The organism is Pseudomonas mandelii (assembly GCF_900106065.1).
Taxonomy (GTDB): Bacteria; Pseudomonadota; Gammaproteobacteria; order Pseudomonadales; family Pseudomonadaceae; genus Aquipseudomonas; species Aquipseudomonas mandelii.
In genome coordinates, this window is record NZ_LT629796.1 from 5,721,212 (window position 1) to 5,740,547 (window position 19,336).

The window sequence follows — 19,336 nt, forward strand, 5'->3', positions numbered from 1 at the left end:
TAAGGAGATCCCATGGACGTCCCGATGCAAAACGATCAGGCCCTGACCCGCGACAGCCTCTTTGGTACTGCCGCCGAAAGTACTTACGCCGGTATCACCAGTTTCATGCGTCGTCGCTATAGCCGTGATTTGCGCGGCGTCGACGTGGTGGTCAGCGGTGTGCCGTTCGACACCGCCACCAGCAACCGTCCCGGTGCGCGCTTCGGCCCGCGCGGCATTCGCGCCGCATCGACCGGGATTGCCTGGGAACGCCACTGGCCGTGGACCTTTGACCCGTTCGATCATCTGGCTGTGATCGACTACGGTGATTGCGCCTTCGATTACGGCTCGCCGCACTCGGTGCCGGAAAGCATCGAGGCCCACGCCGAGCAGATCCTGAACGGCGGTTGCGCGATGTTGACGTTCGGCGGCGATCACTTCATCAGCTACCCGCTGCTCAAGGCCCATGCGCGCAAACATGGTTCGCTGTCGCTGATTCACTTCGACGCGCACAGCGACACCTGGCCGGACGAAGAGGGCAAGCGCGTCGATCACGGGACGATGTTCTGGCACGCGGCCAAGGAAGGTTTGGTGGATCCGTCGCGCTCGGTGCAGATCGGCTTGCGCACCACCAATGATGATCACCAGGGCTTCCAGGTGCTGGATGCGCGGCAGGTGCATCGGCAAGGGTGTGAGGCGATTGTCGAGGCGATTCGTGCGCGGGTGGGGGATAACCCGGTGTACCTGACGTTCGATATCGATTGCCTCGACCCGGCGTTCGCACCGGGCACCGGAACGCCGGTGTGTGGAGGCTTGAGCACGGTGCAGGCGCTGGAAATTCTCGGCGGGTTGCGCGGGATCAATCTGGTGGGGATGGACGTGGTGGAAGTCGCGCCGGCCTACGACCATGCGGACATTACGTCACTGGCGGCGGCGACATTGGCGATGGAGATGCTGTGCCTGTATGCGGCCAGGCACAAAATAGACCGGTAAGACGCTTTCTTGTGGCGAACACAAAGTCTGTGAACGCCACAAATCTGTAGGAGCGAGGCTTGCCCGCGAAGCTTTTTCATGCCACCGGAATGATTGGCAGGTCAAGGGTTTCAGCCCCTGTATACCGCGCCGCCGAACCGGTAATCGTTTCATGTGGCACGCCCTTCGGCACGTTGCTGACCCCATCAAGCCGCGACAATTGCTCCGGGCTCAATTGCACCGTCAACGCGCCCAATGTTGCATCCAGTTGCTCACGAGTGCGCGAACCCAGAATCGGAATCAGCGCCGTCGTCGAACGCTTGGCCTTTTCCCGCAGCCAGGCAATGGCCACATGAGTCGGCGTGGCTTCAAGCTCCGCTGCCACTGCGAGCAAGGTGTCGAGCAGGGCGGTTTCGTGGGCGCTTTTCTCGGTGTGGACCAGCATGCCGAGTTTGGCGGCGCGGTTGTTGTCATCATTGCTGCGGTACTTGCCCGTGAGAAACCCGCCACCCAGCGGCGACCAGATCGTAGCCGCCAGCCCGAGCGCTTCGGCCATCGGCAGCAACTCACGTTCGGCGGTGCGTTCGGCCAGGCTGTATTCGGCCTGAATCGCTGCAATCGGCGCGAAACCGCGTACTTCGGCCAGGACATCGGCGCGAGCAATGCGCCAGGCCGGGAAATTCGACAGCCCGGCGTAGTGAATCTTGCCGGCGCGCACCAGGTCGTCGAAGCCGCGCAGGATCTCTTCCATCGGCGTCACGCCGTCACTGATGTGCGCCCAGAACAGGTCGATGTGATCGGTGTTGAGCCGTTTCAGGCTTTCTTCCACGGCACGAACCATGTTCTTGCGGCTGTTGCCGGTGTGGGAAATGCCCGCGGCTGGCGTGGTACCCATGGTGTATTTGGTGGCGATAACCAGGTGATCGCGTTCCGGTGCGATGAACTCGCTGAGCATGGCTTCCGACTGGCCGGCCTGATAACCGTTGGCGGTGTCGATGAAGTTGCCGCCGGCTTCCAGGTAACCGTCGAAAATGCGCTTGGCTTCGTCACGCTCGGCGCCATGCCCCCAGCCGGTGCCGAAGTTACCGGCGCCCAGCGCCAGTTCCGAAACCCGCAAGCCGGTTTTGCGGCCGAAGACTGTGTAATGCATGAGGTAACTCCTGAGGAACGACGCCGGGGGCAATTTAAATGACTAGCAACATGTATTTAATATGATGCGAGTAATATGGCTCGTCAAGGCGCTTTTCCATGCAGGGCAAAACAGCTGACCACCAGGGCGGCGCTCCTGCCAACTTCTGACAGCGGCCTCTGCTAAGCTCCGACGACTTTTCAGGAAAGAGCCTGCCGATCGTGTCGCGTACCACTCGTTTACTCACGTTGTTGCAAGTACTGCGGGGTAAAAGTCGTCCGGCCACGGCCGCGACGCTCGCCGGGGAATTGCAGATTTCCGAACGCACGTTGTACCGCGACATCGCCGAGTTGACCGCGCTGGGCGCACCCATCTTCGGCGAAGCAGGGGTCGGCTACGTGTTGCGCAGCGGGTTGTTCCTGCCGCCTCTGATGCTCAATGCCGACGAAACCGAAGCCATCGTGCTCGGATTGCGTTACGTCGATCAGCGTGGCGACGAGGTGTTGAGCAAAGCCGCGGCCGATGCCCTGGCGAAGATTGCCGCCGTGTTGGCGCCTGAAGCTCAGGATGCTTTGCGCAACCCGACGGTGTTGCCGGGCCCGCGCGGCTATGGGTATCCGCAAAACGCCGTGCCGTTGAACGTGTTTCGTCAGGCGATTCGCGATCAATCCAAGCTGAACATCGATTATGCAGACGCTCAACAGGTGCCCAGTCAGCGGCTGATCTGGCCATTGGCGCTGGGTTTTCTCAATGAGGTGCGGATCATTGTCGCCTGGTGCGAATTGCGCAGTGCCTACCGCACGTTTCGTACCGACCGGATCTCGGCCGCTCACGAGCAGGGCGAGCGCTATCCGGGGCGACGCAGCGACCTGTTGCGCACCTGGCACAAGCAGATGCAACTGGATGACGCCGGGCGTTTCACTCCTGACAAGAACTGACACAGACCTGTTCTAGCATGGCTCCAGAATCAAACAACAAGGAGCCGCACCCATGTCCAATCCAGCCTCTTCACTGGCACCCGCCATCGCCGCCTACATTGCTGCCGCCAATGCCCGCGACACCTCGCGGGTCGGCAGTTTTTTTGCTGAGGACGCCAACGTGTTCGATGAGGGCCAACACCGGATCGGCACGCAAGCCATCGCCCAATGGATGCAAGACACCGCGCAACGTTATGAACCACGGGTCGAAGTGCTCGACGTTCAGCAACGTACCGGCAAAGTCCTAGTGCACAACCTGATTTCCGGGACCTTTCCCGGCAGTCCGCTGGAACTGCGCTACATGTTCCGCCTCAACGAGCAGGGCAAGATCGCCCGGCTGGACATCTCTCTGTAAACCCGAGCGCATGGCATACTGCCGCGCATGAATGTCGACTCTCCCCTAAGCGCCTGGCAACACGCCATTGAACAGAAGGGCTTCGTCCAGGACGAAGCCCAGGAACATGCCGTGTGGGCGCTGCAAAAATGCCACGAAGCCCTGCATGAAGGCCGCACGCCGATCACCGGCGTTTACCTCTGGGGGCCGGTCGGACGGGGCAAGACCTGGTTGATGGATCAGTTCTACCAAAACCTCAAGGTCCCGGCCCGACGCCAACACTTTCACCATTTCATGGGCTGGGTGCATCAGCGCTCGTTCCAACTGACCGGCACCGCCGACCCGTTGAAGGCGCTGGCCCGTGAGTTGAGCCAGGAAGTGCGGGTGCTGTGTTTCGATGAACTGTTCGTCAACGACATCGGCGACGCGATCATTCTCGGGCGTTTGTTTCAGGTGATGTTCGAGCAGGGCGTGGTGGTGGTCTGCACCTCCAATCAACCGCCGGACCAGCTATACGCCGATGGCTTCAACCGTGACCGCTTCGTGCCCGCCATCGAAGCGATCAAAAAACACATGCAGGTGATCGCGGTGGATGGCGGCGAAGACCATCGCCTGCATCCCGGCGCGGGTCTGCAACGGTATTGGGTGGCGGCGCCCGGGCAGCCGAGCGCGCTCGGTGAGGTGTTCAACGGGTTGACCGCAGGCCAGCCCACGTCCAGCGATCCGATCACGGTTGGTTACCGCTCGGTCACTGTGGTGCAGGCCAGTTCGACAGTACTCTGGTGCCGCTACGCCGACCTGTGCGAACAACCGTTCGCCGCCATGGACTTCATGGCGCTGTGCGACACCTTCAGCGCTATTCTGTTGAGTGAAGTGCCAAATCTGAGCGCACAGAAACGTGAAGGACGCATCGCCCGAGGCACGGAAGACGGTGCCGAACGGGTCGTGGCCGGTGATCGCGAGCTGCCGCAATTGTCGGTGCATGACGACGGTGTCCGGCGTTTCATTGCCCTGGTGGACGAGTGCTACGACCGCAAGGTGCCGCTGTACCTCGAAGCGCAGGTGCCGATGGCGGCGTTGTACACCGAGGGTTATCTCGAATTCCCGTTCCGCCGCACGTTAAGCCGTTTACAGGAAATGCAGTTGCAACGTTTCGCCGAAGCCTGATGGCCGGGAGCCGCGAATATGAATCAGCCTCTGTCTCACCATTTGCTGACCATGGCCTATCAGAATGCTTGGGCCAATTACCGACTCGCCAAGGCCTGGACTCAGCTGAGCCCGGCCGAACTGGCGGCACCGCGAGTGAGCTTCTTCCCCAGCCTGATCGCCACCCTCAACCACATCCTGACGTGCGACTGGTTTTACGTGGATGCGCTGGAGCGGGAACTGCGCGGGGACGATCCGCATCCTGATTGCTATGTGTTCTTTGCCAAAGACGAGCCGTTCGCTGCGGCTGCCGACTTGCAGCGTGAACAAGCGCATGTGGACCGTCGCCTGATTGCCTATTGCGAACAATTGCGCGACGCCGACCTGGGACGCATCGTGACCATCGCCCGGGACACGCCGCAACATGACAGCCGTCTGCGCCTGCTGTCGCATTTGTTCGAACACCAGCTGCATCATCGCGGCCAGGTCCACGCGATGCTCAGCGGCACCTCGGTCACGCCGCCGCAGCTGGACGAGTTTTTCTGTGCCGGGGAGTCGCACCTGAGGGCTGAGGATTTTGCCGAGTTGGGCTGGACCGAAACGCTGATCTGGGGCGTTTGAAACAGGTTCGGGTTGCCGCCGAATGCACCTCGCGATAATGTCCGTCGACCTCCCGGCGCGAGCGACGCGCTGGGCCAATTTGACGGGACGTTGACGATGGAAATGGAATCCGCAGACATTCTGGTGCTTCAGGCCAGCTACACCAATGGGCTGCATGCCGAGGCGATCGGTGTGGTGCTCAATGCCTACGCCGAAGACCCGATGGGCGGCGGGCACCCACTGCCCGAAGACATCCTGCGGCAACTGCCGGGGGAACTGGCCAAGCGTCCTCATGCATTCAGCGTGCTGGCGTTTGTCGGTGGCGAACCGGCCGGGCTGGTCAATTGCTTCGAAGGTTTCTCGACGTTTGCCTGCCGGCCGCTGGTCAACGTGCACGATGTGGCGGTGATGCCCAGGTTTCGCGGCCTGGGGTTGAGCCAGAAGATGCTGCAAAAAGTTGAAGACATCGCCCGCCAGCGCGGCTGCTGCAAGATCACCCTGGAAGTCCTCGAGGGTAATGCCGTCGCGCAGGCGTCTTATGGCAAGTTCGGATTTGCCCCCGGCATGTTCGACCCGGCCCATGGCCGAATGCTGTTTTGGACCAAGGACCTTTAACGCCACATGAGCCGCCTCGATGACGCGCAAGGCAGGGCACCCGTGAAAACGGACAAGCCGTGGGCGATTTTCCTGATCTTTCTGCGCCTGGGGCTGACCTCGTTTGGCGGTCCTGTCGCCCATCTGGGCTATTTTCGTGACGAGTTCGTGGCGCGTCGGCGCTGGCTCGGCGAAGCCGCCTACGCCGAACTGATTGCCCTGTGCCAGTTTCTGCCGGGCCCGGCGAGCAGCCAGGTGGGCATGGCGCTGGGTTTGTCCCGCGCCGGCTATTGGGGGGCATTGGCGGCGTGGGCAGGGTTTACCTTGCCCTCGGCGCTGATCCTGACGCTGCTGGCATTGGGCATCACCCACGGTGGCTGGGCGTTGCCGGCGGGTTTGATTCACGGGCTGAAAATTGTCGCCGTCGCCGTGGTTGCCCAGGCCGTGTGGGGAATGGCCCGCACGTTATGCCGAGGTCCGGTGCAAGTGGCCATCACGCTGCTGGCGACTGCCGGGGTGTTGCTCTGGCCAACGATGGGCGGGCAACTGACGGTGATGGCCGTGGCGGCGCTGATCGGCCTGGTCTTGCTGCACAACGCCAATGCAGCGCCACGGGAGGGTTTGTCGATTCGGGTCAGTCGCGTGGCCGGCTGGCTGGCGATGGCTGTGTTCGTGACGTTGCTGTTGGGGTTGCCGTTGATTGCGCATTACTGGCCGGACTCGCTGACCAGCCTGTTCGACCGTTTCTACCGCACGGGGGCGCTGGTGTTTGGCGGCGGCCATGTGGTGTTGCCGCTGTTACAAAGCCAGGTCGTGAGCACGGGATTGCTCGACAATGACGTGTTTCTCGCCGGTTACGCCGCCGCGCAAGCGATGCCAGGACCATTGTTCACGTTTGCGGCGTTCCTTGGCGCGTCCATCAGCGGCTGGAGCGGCGCGCTGGTGTGCGTCCTGGCGATTTTCCTGCCGTCGCTGCTGCTGGTGATCGGCGTCCTGCCGTTCTGGCAGCGCTTGCGTGGCATTGGCCGAGTGCAAGCGGCGCTGGCCGGGGTCAACGCCGGGGTGGTGGGGTTGTTGCTGGCTGCGTTGTATCAGCCATTGTGGACCACCTCGATCCTCGGGCCGCTGGATGTTCTGATGGCGGTCCTGGCATTGATGGCGCTTCTGTTCTGGCGGTGCCAGCCGTGGTTACTGGTGCTGCTGGGCGGGTTTTGCGGGGTGCTGCTGGGCGCGTGAAAACTGTCGAGCGGGCATAAAAAAGGGCGTCCCTCAGAACGCCCGTTTGCCATCGTTTATGTCGGCCGATAGGTTTCGGTCACTTGCGCGGTCTGATCGTTCGGAACCCTCAGCTCGATCGTCCTGGTCTCGATGCCGTTGGCCTGCTGTTGTTTGAAGTGCAGGGTTTCGAAGTAATACCTCATGCGCTCGGCACCGCCTTCGGCAAAGGCTGCGGTCGAACCGAACATCATCAGACTGGCAAGGATCAACGCGGTACGTTTCATGGTGTGCCTCCTACTGCGGATAGGGTGCTCTTTCGTCCATGAACCAATGTTGCCTGGCCATTATCCGCCGATTCCGTCAGCTGGATATGATCTGCGTCAGAGCTTCCAGTCCAGGCTCAGGGTGACCGTGCGCGGGTCACCCCAGTAGACGCCGTTGTAGAAGCCGACGTTGTCGTAATACTTCTTGTCGAACAGGTTATCGACGTTCAGCGAAGCTGACAGGTGCTGATCAAATGCGTAGCGCGACATCAGTTTGACCACCGTGTAGGCCTCCTGACGGATGTGGGTGCTGGCGGTAATGATCTCGCCATCGGCGCCACGGCCGACCGGGCGTCTGGCGGCGCGGTAGACGTCGCTTTGCCAGTTCACGGCGCCGCCCACGGTCAGTGCCTGCCAGTCGCCGGGCAAGCGGTAAGCCGTGGAGAAGCGGAACATGTTCAACGGCTGGTTGGTGTTGTTGCGCTGCTTCTCGCCATTGGCCGAGTGGGTGTAGGTGTAGCCGGCCGTCATGTTCCAGCCTGCCATCACTTCACCTGAGACCTCGGCTTCGAAACCCTGGACTTTGTTGCCTTTGCCGCCCGATTTAAAGAACTCCTCTCCGGTGACCGGGTCCGGTGGCACCGAGTCGTCGAGTTCGGCCACGTTATCCTGCTTGCTCCAGAACACCGCGGTGGCGAGGTTCAGTCGCTCTTCGAGCAGGCTGCCCTTGAGCCCCAGTTCATAGTTGCTGCCGACCACTGGCTCGAGGTAGTTGTGATTGCTGTCACGCTCGTCCTGCGGCTTGAAAATATCGGTGTAGCTGACATAAGCGGTGTATTCAGGCGTGATGTCGTAGAGCAGCCCGGCGTAAGGTGTCCACATGTCGTTGTGCTTCTGGCTGGTGGATTCGACACCGGTCAGTTGCAGATTGCCGTCGTATTGGTTGGCCTTTCTTGAAATTTCCCACGTGCCATAGCGACTGCCGAGTACCGCGTGCAGGTCGTCGGTCAGGGTCAGTCGCGTGGCCAGGTAACCGGCCTTTTGCCGGGTGCTTTCATCGGAGCCTTTCAGGCCGGTGACGGTGTCCGGGAATTTGGGAATGCCGCCCATGTACTTCCAGTCGGGGACTTTCTCGTAATCCGGCGACCGCGGGCCGTCTACCGTGTAAGGGTTGTCTTCGATGCGTTCGGCTTCGCCATAGCCGATCATCATTTCGTGCTCACGCCCGAGCAGCGAATAAGGGCCGGACACGTTGAAGTCATAGGCTTTCATTTTTTGCGTGCCGACCATGTGGCTGACGTTGGCGATCATGCCGCTGCGATCTGCCTCGGGGAAGCCGCCACCGCCGTAGTAGATCTTGCCGTCGGTGTCACTCTCACGGTGGGTGTAAGCGGCCTTGAGGTGCCAGCCGGCGCCCAGTTGCTGGTCCAGCGTGGCAAACGCGGTCTTGTCTTTCAGTGGCCAGGAACTCCACGGTGTGGCCATGTTGGTCGAGCGTCCGAGGTTGGCTTTGCTGCCGTCAGCATTCCAGTAGGGCACGGTGCCCCAAGAGGTGCCTTGCACCTGTTTGTTTTGGTAGTCATATCCCACGGCCAGCACGGTGTCATCAGTCAGGTCGGCTTCGAGAATCCCGTAGCCGACTTCCCGTTGCAACGCGTACTTGTCTCGGTAGGAACCGCTGTCGCGATAAGCCAGCACACCGCGACCGCGCAGGCGGCCGTCGAAGGCCAGCGGTCCGCCGACATCGACGTAACTGTAGTAATCGTCATAGCTGCCGCCGCTGACACCGGTCTGGGCCTCCCATTGTGCGGTCGGCCGTTTGCGCACCATGTTGATCGTCGCGGAAGGATCGCCGGCGCCCGTGGTCAGGCCGGTCGCGCCGCGAACCACTTCGATGCGGTCGTAAATAATGGTGTCGGAATCGGACTTCATGTAGCTGAAGGTGTTGAGCATTCCATCGATCTGGAAGTTGTTGATCGAGTAACCACGGGACGAATAGCTGACGCGGTCCGAATCGTTGTGCTGAACCACCACGCCGGTGGTCTGGCTCATGGCTTCGGAAAGCGTGCCGAGTTTGAAGTCGTCCATTTGCTGGCGCGTGACTACGGACACCGATTGCGGCGTTTCCTTGATCGACAGGTTGAGCCGCGTAGCGGTGCTCATGGCACCGGTGGTGTATGACTCGGTGTTTTCGGTGGTGCTGCCCAATCCCTGGGCTGTCACATTGGTTGCACCCAGTTCAAGGGTGTGGCTCGGCTCTTGATCCGGGGCGGTTTCAGCCAGCAGGTCGGGGCTCAGCGCAGCACTGCACAGGCCCAGGGTAAAGGTCATGGAACGGGTGATAGGCGCGAACATCGCAGCCGACTCCTTGTCTTCGAGGGAAAAATTCCGTTTGTTCAAAGACGAAGGGGGGAGAGGGGATTTAGGTCTAAACGAGAATTATTGTTATTTTAAGATGTTTCGGAGAGGTTATGGCGGGGGCTGGTGTAACCCTGTGGGAGCAAGCTCCCGCAGGGTTCTCGACTGAGTGAAAGATCGGCGCCGATCCCTCAGCGCATCATTTCTGCGCGACTGCCGGATCGGTCGGCGTGCTTTTCGGTTTCATCAGGCTGAAGTCGATCAGCGGGCGCGACTGACGCTCATACGGATTGCCGATCATCAATGGACGCGGCGTGAAGCTGTCGCTGACCAGGCTCTTGCTGCGGTCCAGCTCATCAAAACTCAGACCCGCCAGGTCCGCCCAGGTGTGGATCAGCTGCGAGCTGCTGTAAGGCCGTGCCAGGTCACCGGCAAAACTCCAGTCGTGGGTTTCACGCCATTTCGGCGAAGCCCAGGCCATGAACGGAATGGTGTACATCGGCGCCGTCGGCTTGGCCTCGTTGCGTCCCAGCGTGCTGTGGCCCACGGAGTCGAAGACATCTTCGCCGTGGTCCGAGAGATACATCAGGAAGCCGTTCGGATCTGACTTGGCGTAGTCCTTGATCAGGCTCGACACCACGAAGTCGTTGTACAGCACGGCGTTGTCATAGCTGTTGTACGTTGGTACCTGATCGTCACGCACGCCTTCCGGCACGCCTTTGCGATCGGTGAACTTGTTGAAGGTCGGTGGGTACCGGTACTGATAGCTCATGTGCGTGCCGAGCAAATGCACCACGATCAGCTTGCGCGGTGCGGCGTCTGCCAGGGCCTTGTTGAATGGTGCGATGACGTCGCCATCGTACTGCGCGGCGTTCTGGTTGCGGTTGTTGTTCAGGTACACCTGCTCGTCGGCCTGTTCGGAGAACGTGGTGAGCATGGTGTTGCGCTTGGTCATGGTTTGCTGGTTGGTGATCCAGAAGGTCTTGTAACCGGCCTGTTTCATCATGCTGACCAGTGACGGTGTGGACAGGTAAAGGTCCGGGTTTTCTTCGTCGGCGAACGTCAGCACCTGCTGCAACGCCTCGATGGTGTACGGGCGCGGGGTGATGACGTTGTCGAAGACCGCCATCTGATCCTTGAGCTTGTCCAGTTCCGGCGTGGTTTCACGCGGGTAGCCATAGAGGCTCATGCGCTGACGGTTGGTGGACTCGCCGATCACCAGCACCAGGGTCGCTGGCTGGTTGGCCATCGTGTCCTTGAGGTTCTTGAGCGGTGGGATCTTGCTCGCGCTGTCGAGCATGTCTTGCATGCCGGCCAGGGTGTCGAGGTAACGGTGATACGCCACTGCCATCTGCCAAGGCACCGCCGGCTCGATACGGGTTTCGAATTTTTCGAAGCCACCAGCCAGGCTGCCGGTACGCGCGGTTTGCTTGATCAGCGGGTAACCGACCACGGCCACCAGAATGGCGGTTGCAGCCACCAGCGCACGTCCACGGGGCATGTACACCGGGCGCAAGCGGGTCCACAGGAAATAAGCAAACAGCGTGTGGGCGAGGAACGCCGCCACCATCCACCAGGCGAAATACTGGGTCATGTACTCGCCCGCTTCACTGATGTTCGATTCGAACATGATGAAGATGACGCTCTGGGAGAATTCCTGCTGATAGATGAAGAAGTAACCCAGGCTGGCCATCGAGCAGGCCCACAGCACCACGCCGATCACCGCGGCCATGACGCGTGTCTGTCTAGGGAACAGCAGCATCGGCGCGAGCCAGATGGCGCTCATCACAAAGGCTTGGCGGAACCCGGTGAAGCCCGAGGTGCCCGTCAATTGAATGAGTAATTGGGTGATGCCGGAAAAATACCAGAAGAACAGGAACAACCAGAGAAATCCTGCCCAATCAAAACCTTTCGCAGTCGTATTGCTGCGTTTAAACACAGTCATTCAGCGCTCCAGCCAAAAATATCAAATCGCGTCGACCCGTCGGGAGCCTTCCATGTTGCCGACGAACGGAAACCGCGCGGATACCGAGCGGCCATAATGAGCCGGAGTATCAACACGTCGATGTGAAAACTTTGTGAGTTGCCGCAAACGGCAAGGCTGGGAAGCGGTGTCGGAAACAGCAGAAGGCTGTTTCCGAGTCAGGCGGGGGATCAGGCGTGTGGTGCGCGCGCGGTGACGGGCAAGGGCTGAGCCGAAGAGCTTTGTGTGAGTAAGCGCAGCTGCGCGAGCTCCTGCTTCAACAGGTCGCGCTCTTCTTTCAACTGGCGCAATTCATCACGACGGATCGTGACGTAAAGGGTTTGTGCTGGCCGTGCTGCTTGTACTGTGCCCATTGCTCACCTCGCAAATGGCGTGCATCAACTGTAAAACCGCCCCGACATCGGGTGCTGTATTACTATCGGCACCGATTTTGATTTCTTTTGCCCCTGAAGGGAACTTTTTTATTTTTCATGGTCGTTGTGTCTTGAGTTCGATTTCCGACGTTATCAGTCAGGATCGGGCACAATGCCCGGAAACTTCACGCCAACGCTCTGGACTAACCCTCATTGGTCGCGTTGGGCTATAACCTTTGACACACTTTATTTGTAGTAGGGAGCATCAGCACATGCAACTCGGGATTATTGGACTGGGCCGCATGGGCGGAAATATTGCGCGTCGCCTGATGCTCAACGGGCATACCACCGTTGTTTACGACCGCAATACCGCCTTCGTCGACACCCTGGCAGCAGAAGGCGCCAAGGGCGTCATCGACTTGCCGGCGCTGGTCGCAGGCCTGGCCAAGCCACGTGCGGTGTGGGTCATGCTGCCGGCCGGCGCGCCGACCGAAGACACCATCGACTCCCTGAGCACCTTGCTCGAAGCCGGCGACACCATCATCGACGGCGGCAACACCTTCTATAAGGACGACATCCGCCGGGCGAAAACCCTGTCGGAAAAAGGCCTGCACTACGTCGATGTCGGCACATCCGGCGGCGTCTGGGGCCTGGAGCGCGGTTACTGCATGATGATCGGCGGCGAAGCCGAGGTGGTGAAACGCCTAGATCCGCTGTTCGACAGCCTGGCCCCCGGCATAGGTGACATCCCGCGTACCAAGGACCGCAAGTCGGAAGACGATCGCGCCGAGCGCGGTTACATCCACGCCGGCCCTGCAGGTTCTGGCCATTTCGTGAAGATGATCCACAACGGCATCGAGTACGGAATGATGCAGGCCTTTGCCGAAGGCTTCGACATCCTCAAGACCAAAGCCAGCGAAAACCTGCCGGAAGACCAACGTTTCGACCTGAACGTGGCCGACATCGCCGAAGTCTGGCGCCGTGGCAGCGTGGTGTCGTCGTGGTTGCTCGACCTGACCGCCGACGCACTGGCCAGCGATCCGAAACTCGACGGGTACTCCGGCTCCGTGGCTGACAGCGGTGAAGGCCGCTGGACCATCGAAGCCGCCATGGAGCAATCGGTGCCTGTACCGGTGCTGTCGAACTCGTTGTTCTCGCGCTACCGTTCGCGCGGCCAAGGCACCTTTGGCGACAAGATCCTCTCGGCCCAGCGCTTCGGCTTCGGCGGCCACGTGGAGACTTCGAAAAAATGACCCGTTTGATCCGCAATAAGTCGAAAGCAGAACCCGCACCACCGACCACGCTGTTTCTGTTCGGTGCCCATGGTGACCTGGTCAAGCGCTTGCTGATGCCGGCGCTGTACAACCTGAGTCGCGACGGTCTGCTAGGCGATGGACTGCGGATCATCGGCGTTGACCACAACGCCATCAGTGACGAAGCCTTTGCGCGGAAGCTTGAAGATTTCATCCGCACCGAAGCGGCCACCAAAGTCGGCAAGGGCGATGAAGCCCTTGACCCGGCGCTGTGGGCCAAACTGGCCAAAGGCATCAGCTACGTCCAGGGCGATTTCCTGGACGACAGCACATATCAAGCGCTGGCGGCGAAAATCGCCGCCAGCGGCACGGGCAATGCGGTGTTCTACCTGGCCACCGCGCCACGTTTCTTCAGTGAAGTGGTGCGCCGCCTCGGCGCCGCCGGCTTGCTGCAAGAGACACCCGAAGCGTTCAGAAGGGTGGTGATCGAAAAACCGTTCGGCTCCGATCTGCACACCGCCGAAGCGTTGAATGCATGTCTGCTCAAGGTGATGTCGGAAAACCAGATTTACCGGATCGATCACTACCTGGGCAAGGAAACCGTGCAGAACATTTTGATCAGCCGGTTCTCCAACAGCCTGTTCGAAGCGTTCTGGAACAACCATTACATTGACCACGTGCAGATCACCGCCGCCGAAACCGTCGGCGTGGAAACCCGTGGCAGTTTTTATGAACACACGGGCGCCTTGCGGGACATGGTGCCCAATCACCTGTTCCAGTTGCTGGCGATGGTCGCGATGGAACCGCCGGCAGCCTTTGGCGCCGATGCAGTCCGTGGCGAGAAAGCCAAAGTGGTCGGCGCGATACGTCCGTGGTCCACGGAAGAGGCGCGGGCCAACTCGGTGCGTGGCCAATACACGGCCGGCGAACTCGATGGCAAATCCTTGGCGGGTTATCGTGAGGAAGCCAACGTAGCGTCCGACAGCAACACTGAAACCTACGTCGCGCTCAAGGTCATGATCGACAACTGGCGTTGGGTCGGCGTGCCGTTTTACCTGCGCACAGGCAAACGCATGAGCGTGCGTGACACCGAGATCGTCATCTGCTTCAAACCTGCGCCCTACGCGCAGTTCCGCGATACCGAGGTCGATGAGCTGCAACCGACCTACCTGCGGATTCAGATTCAACCCAACGAAGGCATGTGGTTCGACCTGTTGGCCAAGCGGCCCGGGCCGGCCTTGAAAATGGCCAACATCGAGTTGGGTTTTGCCTACAAGGATTTCTTTGAAATGCAGCCGTCCACCGGCTACGAAACGCTGATCTACGATTGCCTGACGGGTGATCAGACGCTGTTCCAGCGCGCCGACAACATCGAGAACGGCTGGCGCGCCGTGCAGCCATTCCTCGATGCCTGGCAGCAGGACGCGAGCGTGCAGCGCTATCCGGCGGGCGAGAACGGCCCGGAGGCGGCTGATGAACTGCTGGCCCGCGACGGTCACGTCTGGCACAGCCTCGGATGAGTGACGTCACGCCACAATCCATCCGTTTTCTGCTGAGCGACATGGACGGCACTTTGCTGCTGCCCGATCACAGCCTCAGTCAGCGCACCATCGAGGCCGTCCGTTCGTTACGTGAGGCCGGCGTGCTGTTCAGCCTGGCCACCGGGCGTCCACCGAAAGCCATGCTGCAGCAGATCGAAGCCCTCGGTGTCGACCTGCCGACGGCGGCATTCAATGGCGGCACGATCGTCCATCCGGACGGCAGCGTGCTGGTCGCGCATTATTTACCGGCCACGGCTGCGCTGACGGCGTTGGCGCTGTTTGCCGATCAGGCGGACGTGGAAATCTGGGTGTTCAGTGGCGGTGACTGGTTGCTGAAAGACCCGAGCGGGCCGATGGTCCCACGCGAGCAGCACGGCCTCGGCTATCCGCCGGTGGTGGTCGAGAGTTTCGAGCCCTATCTGACGCGCATCGACAAAATTGTTGCCACCAGCCACAACACGCAGTTGTTGATTGAGCTGGAAGCGCAGCTGCTGCCGAAAGTGGAAGGCCAGGCACAAGTCTCGCGGTCGCAACCGGTGTATCTGGACGTGACAGCGATGCTCGCCAACAAGGGTGCCGCACTGGCGACACTGGCGGATTTTCTCGGTGTGCCGCTGGAGCAGACTGCCGCGATGGGCGATGGCGGCAATGACCCGGCGATGTTTCATCGTGCCGGGTTGTCAATTGCCATGGGGCAGGCGGAAGAAGCGGTGAAGCGCCAGGCCGACGTGGTGACAGGTGCCAATACCGAAGACGGCGCGGCCCAGGCGATCGAGCAATACATCCTCAACGTGGATTAAACCGCGTTATCGTTCTTCGCGGGCAAGCCTCGCTCCTACACTGACCTGTGGGAACGAGGCTTGCCCGCGAAGGCGTCAAACCTGCTAACTCAAAGCCAGAAACTCACGGCGTACCAACCCAGCACACCCATCACCACCGTGTACGGCACCGCCATCCACACCATCCGCCCATACGACAGGCGAATCAGCGGCGCAATCGCCGACGTCAGCAAAAACAGAAACGCCGCCTGGCCATTGGGTGTCGCCACGCTCGGCAAGTTGGTGCCGGTATTGATCGCAATGGCCAGCGTTTCAAAATGCTCGCGGCTCATGTGGCCGGAGATGAACGCCTGTTTCACTTCGGTGATGTAAATGGTCGCCACAAACACGTTGTCGCTGATGGCCGACAGCAAGCCGTTGGCAATGAACAACATGCCCGGCTGTTGATCGGCCGGCAGCGCCAGCACCCACTGGATCAGCGGCGTGAACAGCTGCTGATCGTGGATAACCGCAACCACCGCGAAGAACACCACCAACAGGGCCGTGAACGGCATCGCGTCCTTGAACGCGTTGCCGATGCGGTGCTCGTCGGTGATGCCGGTGAAGGCGGTGATCAACACGATCACCATCAAGCCGATCAGGCCGACCTCGGCGATATGAAACGCCAGCCCGGCAATCAGGATCAGCGCCGCCGCGCCTTGCACCAGCAAGGCTGCGCGCTGGCGTGAAGTGCGTTCGGCATTGTCTTCGGCGGCATAGTTGGCCAACACCGCGCGCACGTTGTCCGGCAGCAGCGTGCCATAACCGAACCAGCGCAATTTCTCTAACAGCACGCACGTCACCAGGCCCGCTGCCAGCACGGGCAGCGACACCGGGGCGACCTTCAGGAAAAACTCGGCGAAGTGCCAGCCCATTTCATGGCCGATCAACAGGTTCTGCGGCTCGCCGACCAGCGTACAGACGCCACCCAATGCCGTGCCCACAGCGCCGTGCATCAGCAGGCTACGCAGGAAAGCACGGAACTGATCGAGGTCGTCATGGTGCAATTTGGGCAGGTGCTGGTCATCGCTGAACTCACTGTCCTGACGCGGATCATTGCCCGAGGCGACGCGGTGATACACCGAGTAAAACCCCACGGCGGCACTGATGATCACCGCCGTCACCGTCAGGGCGTCGAGGAACGCCGACAGAAACGCCGAGAGAAAGCAGAACATCAAGGCCAGCAGGGCCTTGGAACGAACCCCCAGCAGCAGGCGCGAGAACAGAAACAGCAGCAGGTCTTTCATGAAGTAGATGCCCGCCACCATGAACATCAGCAGCAGGATCACCGGAAAGTTGTGTATCAGTTCGTCATAGAGCGCCTGTGGCGTGGTCATTTTCAGCAGCAGCGCTTCAATCAGCAGCAACCCGCCGGGCATCAGCGGATAACATTTGAGCGCCATGGCCAGGGTGAAGATGAACTCCAGCACCAGCAGCCAACCGGCCGCCACCGGACCGACGGTCCACAACACCAGGGCGTTGAGAATCAGGAAACCGACAATGCTCGCCTTGTACCAGCGAGGAGAGTGCCCTAGAAAGTTGTGCGCGAAGGCCTGGGCCATTGAACCGGACATCGGCTACTCCTTGTATTAAGAAGCGCGCAACTTGCCGTAAGCCGACGGGAAGATCAAGTGGGGGGAAAGTCGTTGGCTTAGCCGAGATAGCGCACCACAACCGCCCGGTAGTTGCCGTCCAGCGAATAACCGCCTACGACGATGCCTCCATTCGGCTGAACGGCCACTGATGTGGCGGTGTCCAGGCTGCGCCCCAGACGGGTGCGAACCCAACAAGTGCCCTCGGCAAAACCAGGGTCGAGTTGCCCGCCCGGCAAGTACCGAGCCAGAAGAAAGTCGGCTTCGACTCCGCCAATCGTGGCGCCAACCGCCAGCACACGGCCGTCCGGCTGGAGTTGGGCGGCGTTCCACTGGCAGCCACTGGGGCCGATTTTCAGCAGGTGGGGCTGGCCACCGTTGCAATGAACGTCCGGGCGACCGTTGCTGTGCAGTGTCAGCGCCAGGCAATGCATCGGGTCGCGGCTGCTGCCAAAACAATGCAAATCACCATTTTCCTGCTGGACGATCTGGCTGACCTGAGCGCTGTGCCCCTCAACACTGAAAGTCATGAAACCATCCACGGCGAAGTGATCATCCAGACTGCCGTCGGGCAGGTAGCGCGCCAGCAAGCCTTCTTCAGGGAAGTTGATCGATCCACCGACCATGATCCGGCCGTCCCGCTGCAACAGCAGGCTGCTGAGCCAGGTGTTCATCAGCAAATGCCTGACCATGACAAAGCCGCGGCCGTTGAAGGAGGTATCGAGCTCGCCAGCGTCGGTCAGGCGAATCAGCAGGCCGACGTGATCGGCCAGTTCGAAAGGGTGATTGGCCAGCAGCAGGATTCGGCCGTCAGCCTGTACCTGGACGTCGCAGGCTTCGGCCCCCGGTACGCCGGGAGGGAGCCAGGCGTCGCGCACGCCCTGGGACAGATTCCCCGGCAGGCGTATGACGCAGCATCCATTGTCGCCAAAGTCCCTGACCGGGTGACCTTGCGCGTCGAACATCGCCAAGGCCGGCAGCGTCCGATGAGCGTCCTCATAGTGCAGGCCGGCGACCAGGATGTTCCCGTCGCCCAATACGAGGACTTTTCCCGCCATGGCCTCATGACCGCGCTGAAATTGCCCGATGACGCTGCCATGAGCGCCGAATGCCAGGTCTGCCGAACCGTCTTCAAGCAAGCGAGCCAGGCCAAAGCAATGGCCGCTTCGAGTGCCGACTTTCGCCGCTACCAGTACGCGACCGCTCGAGTCGATCGCCACGCCGTTGGCGATGCTCGACGTACTGCCGGCGAAATACACCTGGGTTTTGCCGTTGGAGGCGAAGCTTTTATCGAGGAGGCCGGCCGTGCGCTGCGCGGCAGGTCGGGCAAAAGCAGTCAGGGTGGGCATGCGCGCATCTCCTTGCGAGCTGACCGAAACCCGGGAACCGGGAGGGCAACTGCGTGTGCAGAACATTCAATCCCTGAACGCTCGATTGCACAACTGTCACAACTCACAGGTGGAGGGTCGCTTTGTGCCAGAACAGTGACTTTTCGAACCACTGACAAGCCTGCCAAGTAATTCGTGGCGGGCAAGTTGGAATGGGGGGGGCGTGACGACCGACGTAGTTCGCTAAAAGAAAGGAGAAGAGGCGGACAACTTAAGTCATCCGCCAACGTCCTTAGTGTGGCATCGACCACGATTGCAGGGTGTAACCTTCCTCGCTCAGTTCGGCGCGAGCTTCTTCAAGAATGTGTTCAAGTTGCGCGGGGTCGGAATAAGTACTGCTCGGAATTTGTGTGCGGCCAATGTGGGTATTGGTGCGGTCGATAATGGTCAGGCTGAGTTCGCCATTGCCGTCTTGTGGGGCCCAGGCCACGCATTGAAAAGGTTGGAATGCGCGGTTGGCAATCAAAAGAGCTTCGTTGATACGGAGCGGGGCAGTCATGGGGTCTTCTCTCTATATGCCCAATCAAGTGACAGGCCGTCGGTTGGGCTTACCGTTCGGCTGGTTACTTGTACTGATGCCCTCAACCGGGGGTCAGGTCACACTCAATCAAAAGAAATTTCAACTTTCTTTCATATACTCAATGGCAGAGCGGTTTTTGAAAGCTGAATGAAAGGTTGAACTCGTTAGGTAACTAACAAACTCATTCTTATAACTAATAATGCGGTGTTCCTATAGTCAAACGGTACAAGGGTGCGTCAAATTCTTGCTAATGTTACAGCCAGATCCGCCAAACGACTGTTTTTAATAATATTTCCTAAAGTTTGGCGTCAAGGAAC

Annotated in this window: 18 protein-coding genes; 10 read left to right on the forward strand and 8 right to left on the reverse strand. The window is 60.3% G+C overall.

What is annotated here, in order from left to right:
* Positions 1-12: 12 nt before the first annotated feature.
* Positions 13-972, forward strand: coding sequence for an agmatinase (speB, locus tag BLU63_RS26590; RefSeq protein WP_083376675.1), 960 nt, complete (start codon positions 13-15; stop codon positions 970-972).
* Positions 973-1,048: 76 nt separating this feature from the next.
* Here the strand turns inward: speB and BLU63_RS26595 are convergent, their stop codons facing one another.
* On the reverse strand, positions 1,049-2,101 hold the full coding sequence (locus BLU63_RS26595) for an aldo/keto reductase (RefSeq protein WP_083376676.1): 1,053 nt from the start codon (positions 2,099-2,101) through the stop codon (positions 1,049-1,051).
* 200 nt (positions 2,102-2,301) lie between these two features.
* Here BLU63_RS26595 and BLU63_RS26600 point away from each other — a divergent pair, with 200 nt between their 5' ends.
* The 6 genes from BLU63_RS26600 (at position 2,302) to chrA (ending at position 6,967) form a co-directional block, all read left to right on the forward strand.
* Entirely contained in the window at positions 2,302-3,018 is a 717-nt protein-coding gene (locus BLU63_RS26600) for a helix-turn-helix transcriptional regulator (RefSeq protein WP_010460583.1), read from the forward strand.
* 52 nt (positions 3,019-3,070) lie between these two features.
* On the forward strand, positions 3,071-3,412 hold the full coding sequence (locus BLU63_RS26605) for a nuclear transport factor 2 family protein (protein WP_077747789.1): 342 nt from the start codon (positions 3,071-3,073) through the stop codon (positions 3,410-3,412).
* A 27-nt stretch (positions 3,413-3,439) separates the two neighbouring features.
* The gene (zapE, locus tag BLU63_RS26610; RefSeq protein WP_010460579.1) at positions 3,440-4,558 is read left to right on the forward strand and encodes a cell division protein ZapE; all 1,119 of its coding nucleotides are present in this window, start codon (positions 3,440-3,442) and stop codon (positions 4,556-4,558) included.
* Positions 4,559-4,576: 18 nt separating this feature from the next.
* Positions 4,577-5,158, forward strand: a complete 582-nt coding sequence (locus tag BLU63_RS26615; protein WP_077747790.1) for a DinB family protein — start codon at positions 4,577-4,579, stop codon at positions 5,156-5,158.
* A gap of 102 nt (positions 5,159-5,260) precedes the next feature.
* Complete coding sequence (locus BLU63_RS26620; protein WP_077747791.1) at positions 5,261-5,752, forward strand: GNAT family N-acetyltransferase; 492 nt, start codon at positions 5,261-5,263, stop codon at positions 5,750-5,752.
* Between the two features lie 6 nt (positions 5,753-5,758).
* A complete protein-coding gene (gene chrA, locus BLU63_RS26625; RefSeq protein ID WP_083376677.1) occupies positions 5,759-6,967 on the forward strand; it encodes a chromate efflux transporter in 1,209 nt (402 codons plus the stop codon).
* 56 nt (positions 6,968-7,023) lie between these two features.
* On the opposite strand, the gene BLU63_RS26630 is transcribed toward chrA, so the two are convergent.
* The 4 genes from BLU63_RS26630 to BLU63_RS26645 form a co-directional block, all read right to left on the reverse strand.
* The gene (locus BLU63_RS26630) at positions 7,024-7,233 is read right to left on the reverse strand and encodes a hypothetical protein (protein WP_010460570.1); all 210 of its coding nucleotides are present in this window, start codon (positions 7,231-7,233) and stop codon (positions 7,024-7,026) included.
* Positions 7,234-7,329: 96 nt separating this feature from the next.
* Positions 7,330-9,567: a TonB-dependent siderophore receptor gene (locus BLU63_RS26635; protein ID WP_083376678.1), complete on the reverse strand. Its 2,238-nt coding sequence runs from the start codon at positions 9,565-9,567 to the stop codon at positions 7,330-7,332.
* 202 nt (positions 9,568-9,769) lie between these two features.
* Positions 9,770-11,515, reverse strand: coding sequence for a phosphoethanolamine transferase CptA (locus BLU63_RS26640; RefSeq protein ID WP_083376679.1), 1,746 nt, complete (start codon positions 11,513-11,515; stop codon positions 9,770-9,772).
* A gap of 209 nt (positions 11,516-11,724) precedes the next feature.
* Complete coding sequence (locus BLU63_RS26645) at positions 11,725-11,907, reverse strand: DUF6026 family protein (RefSeq protein WP_077747795.1); 183 nt, start codon at positions 11,905-11,907, stop codon at positions 11,725-11,727.
* Between the two features lie 272 nt (positions 11,908-12,179).
* On the opposite strand from BLU63_RS26645, the gene gnd reads away from it, so the two are divergent.
* The 3 genes from gnd to BLU63_RS26660 are packed head-to-tail and all read left to right on the forward strand — an operon-like array spanning position 12,180 to position 15,501.
* Positions 12,180-13,160 carry a phosphogluconate dehydrogenase (NAD(+)-dependent, decarboxylating) gene (gene gnd / locus BLU63_RS26650; RefSeq protein WP_083376680.1) on the forward strand — a complete coding sequence of 327 codons (981 nt, stop codon included), beginning with the start codon at positions 12,180-12,182 and terminating at the stop codon, positions 13,158-13,160.
* Positions 13,157-14,680 (forward strand): glucose-6-phosphate dehydrogenase, encoded by a 1,524-nt coding sequence (gene zwf, locus BLU63_RS26655; RefSeq protein ID WP_083376681.1) that lies wholly within the window; start codon positions 13,157-13,159, stop codon positions 14,678-14,680. Before gnd ends, zwf begins: the two co-directional genes overlap by 4 nt.
* On the forward strand, positions 14,677-15,501 hold the full coding sequence (locus BLU63_RS26660) for a Cof-type HAD-IIB family hydrolase (RefSeq protein WP_083376682.1): 825 nt from the start codon (positions 14,677-14,679) through the stop codon (positions 15,499-15,501). The genes zwf and BLU63_RS26660 overlap by 4 nt, the downstream gene beginning before the upstream one ends.
* A gap of 89 nt (positions 15,502-15,590) precedes the next feature.
* Here BLU63_RS26660 and nhaB read toward each other — a convergent pair whose 3' ends face one another.
* From nhaB to BLU63_RS26675, 3 genes are all read right to left on the reverse strand, one after another.
* Positions 15,591-17,093: a sodium/proton antiporter NhaB gene (gene nhaB, locus BLU63_RS26665; protein WP_010460560.1), complete on the reverse strand. Its 1,503-nt coding sequence runs from the start codon at positions 17,091-17,093 to the stop codon at positions 15,591-15,593.
* Positions 17,094-17,170: 77 nt separating this feature from the next.
* Complete coding sequence (locus tag BLU63_RS26670; protein WP_010460559.1) at positions 17,171-18,460, reverse strand: NHL repeat-containing protein; 1,290 nt, start codon at positions 18,458-18,460, stop codon at positions 17,171-17,173.
* A 271-nt stretch (positions 18,461-18,731) separates the two neighbouring features.
* The gene (locus tag BLU63_RS26675; RefSeq protein ID WP_010460556.1) at positions 18,732-18,998 is read right to left on the reverse strand and encodes a hypothetical protein; all 267 of its coding nucleotides are present in this window, start codon (positions 18,996-18,998) and stop codon (positions 18,732-18,734) included.
* Positions 18,999-19,336 lie beyond the last annotated feature (338 nt).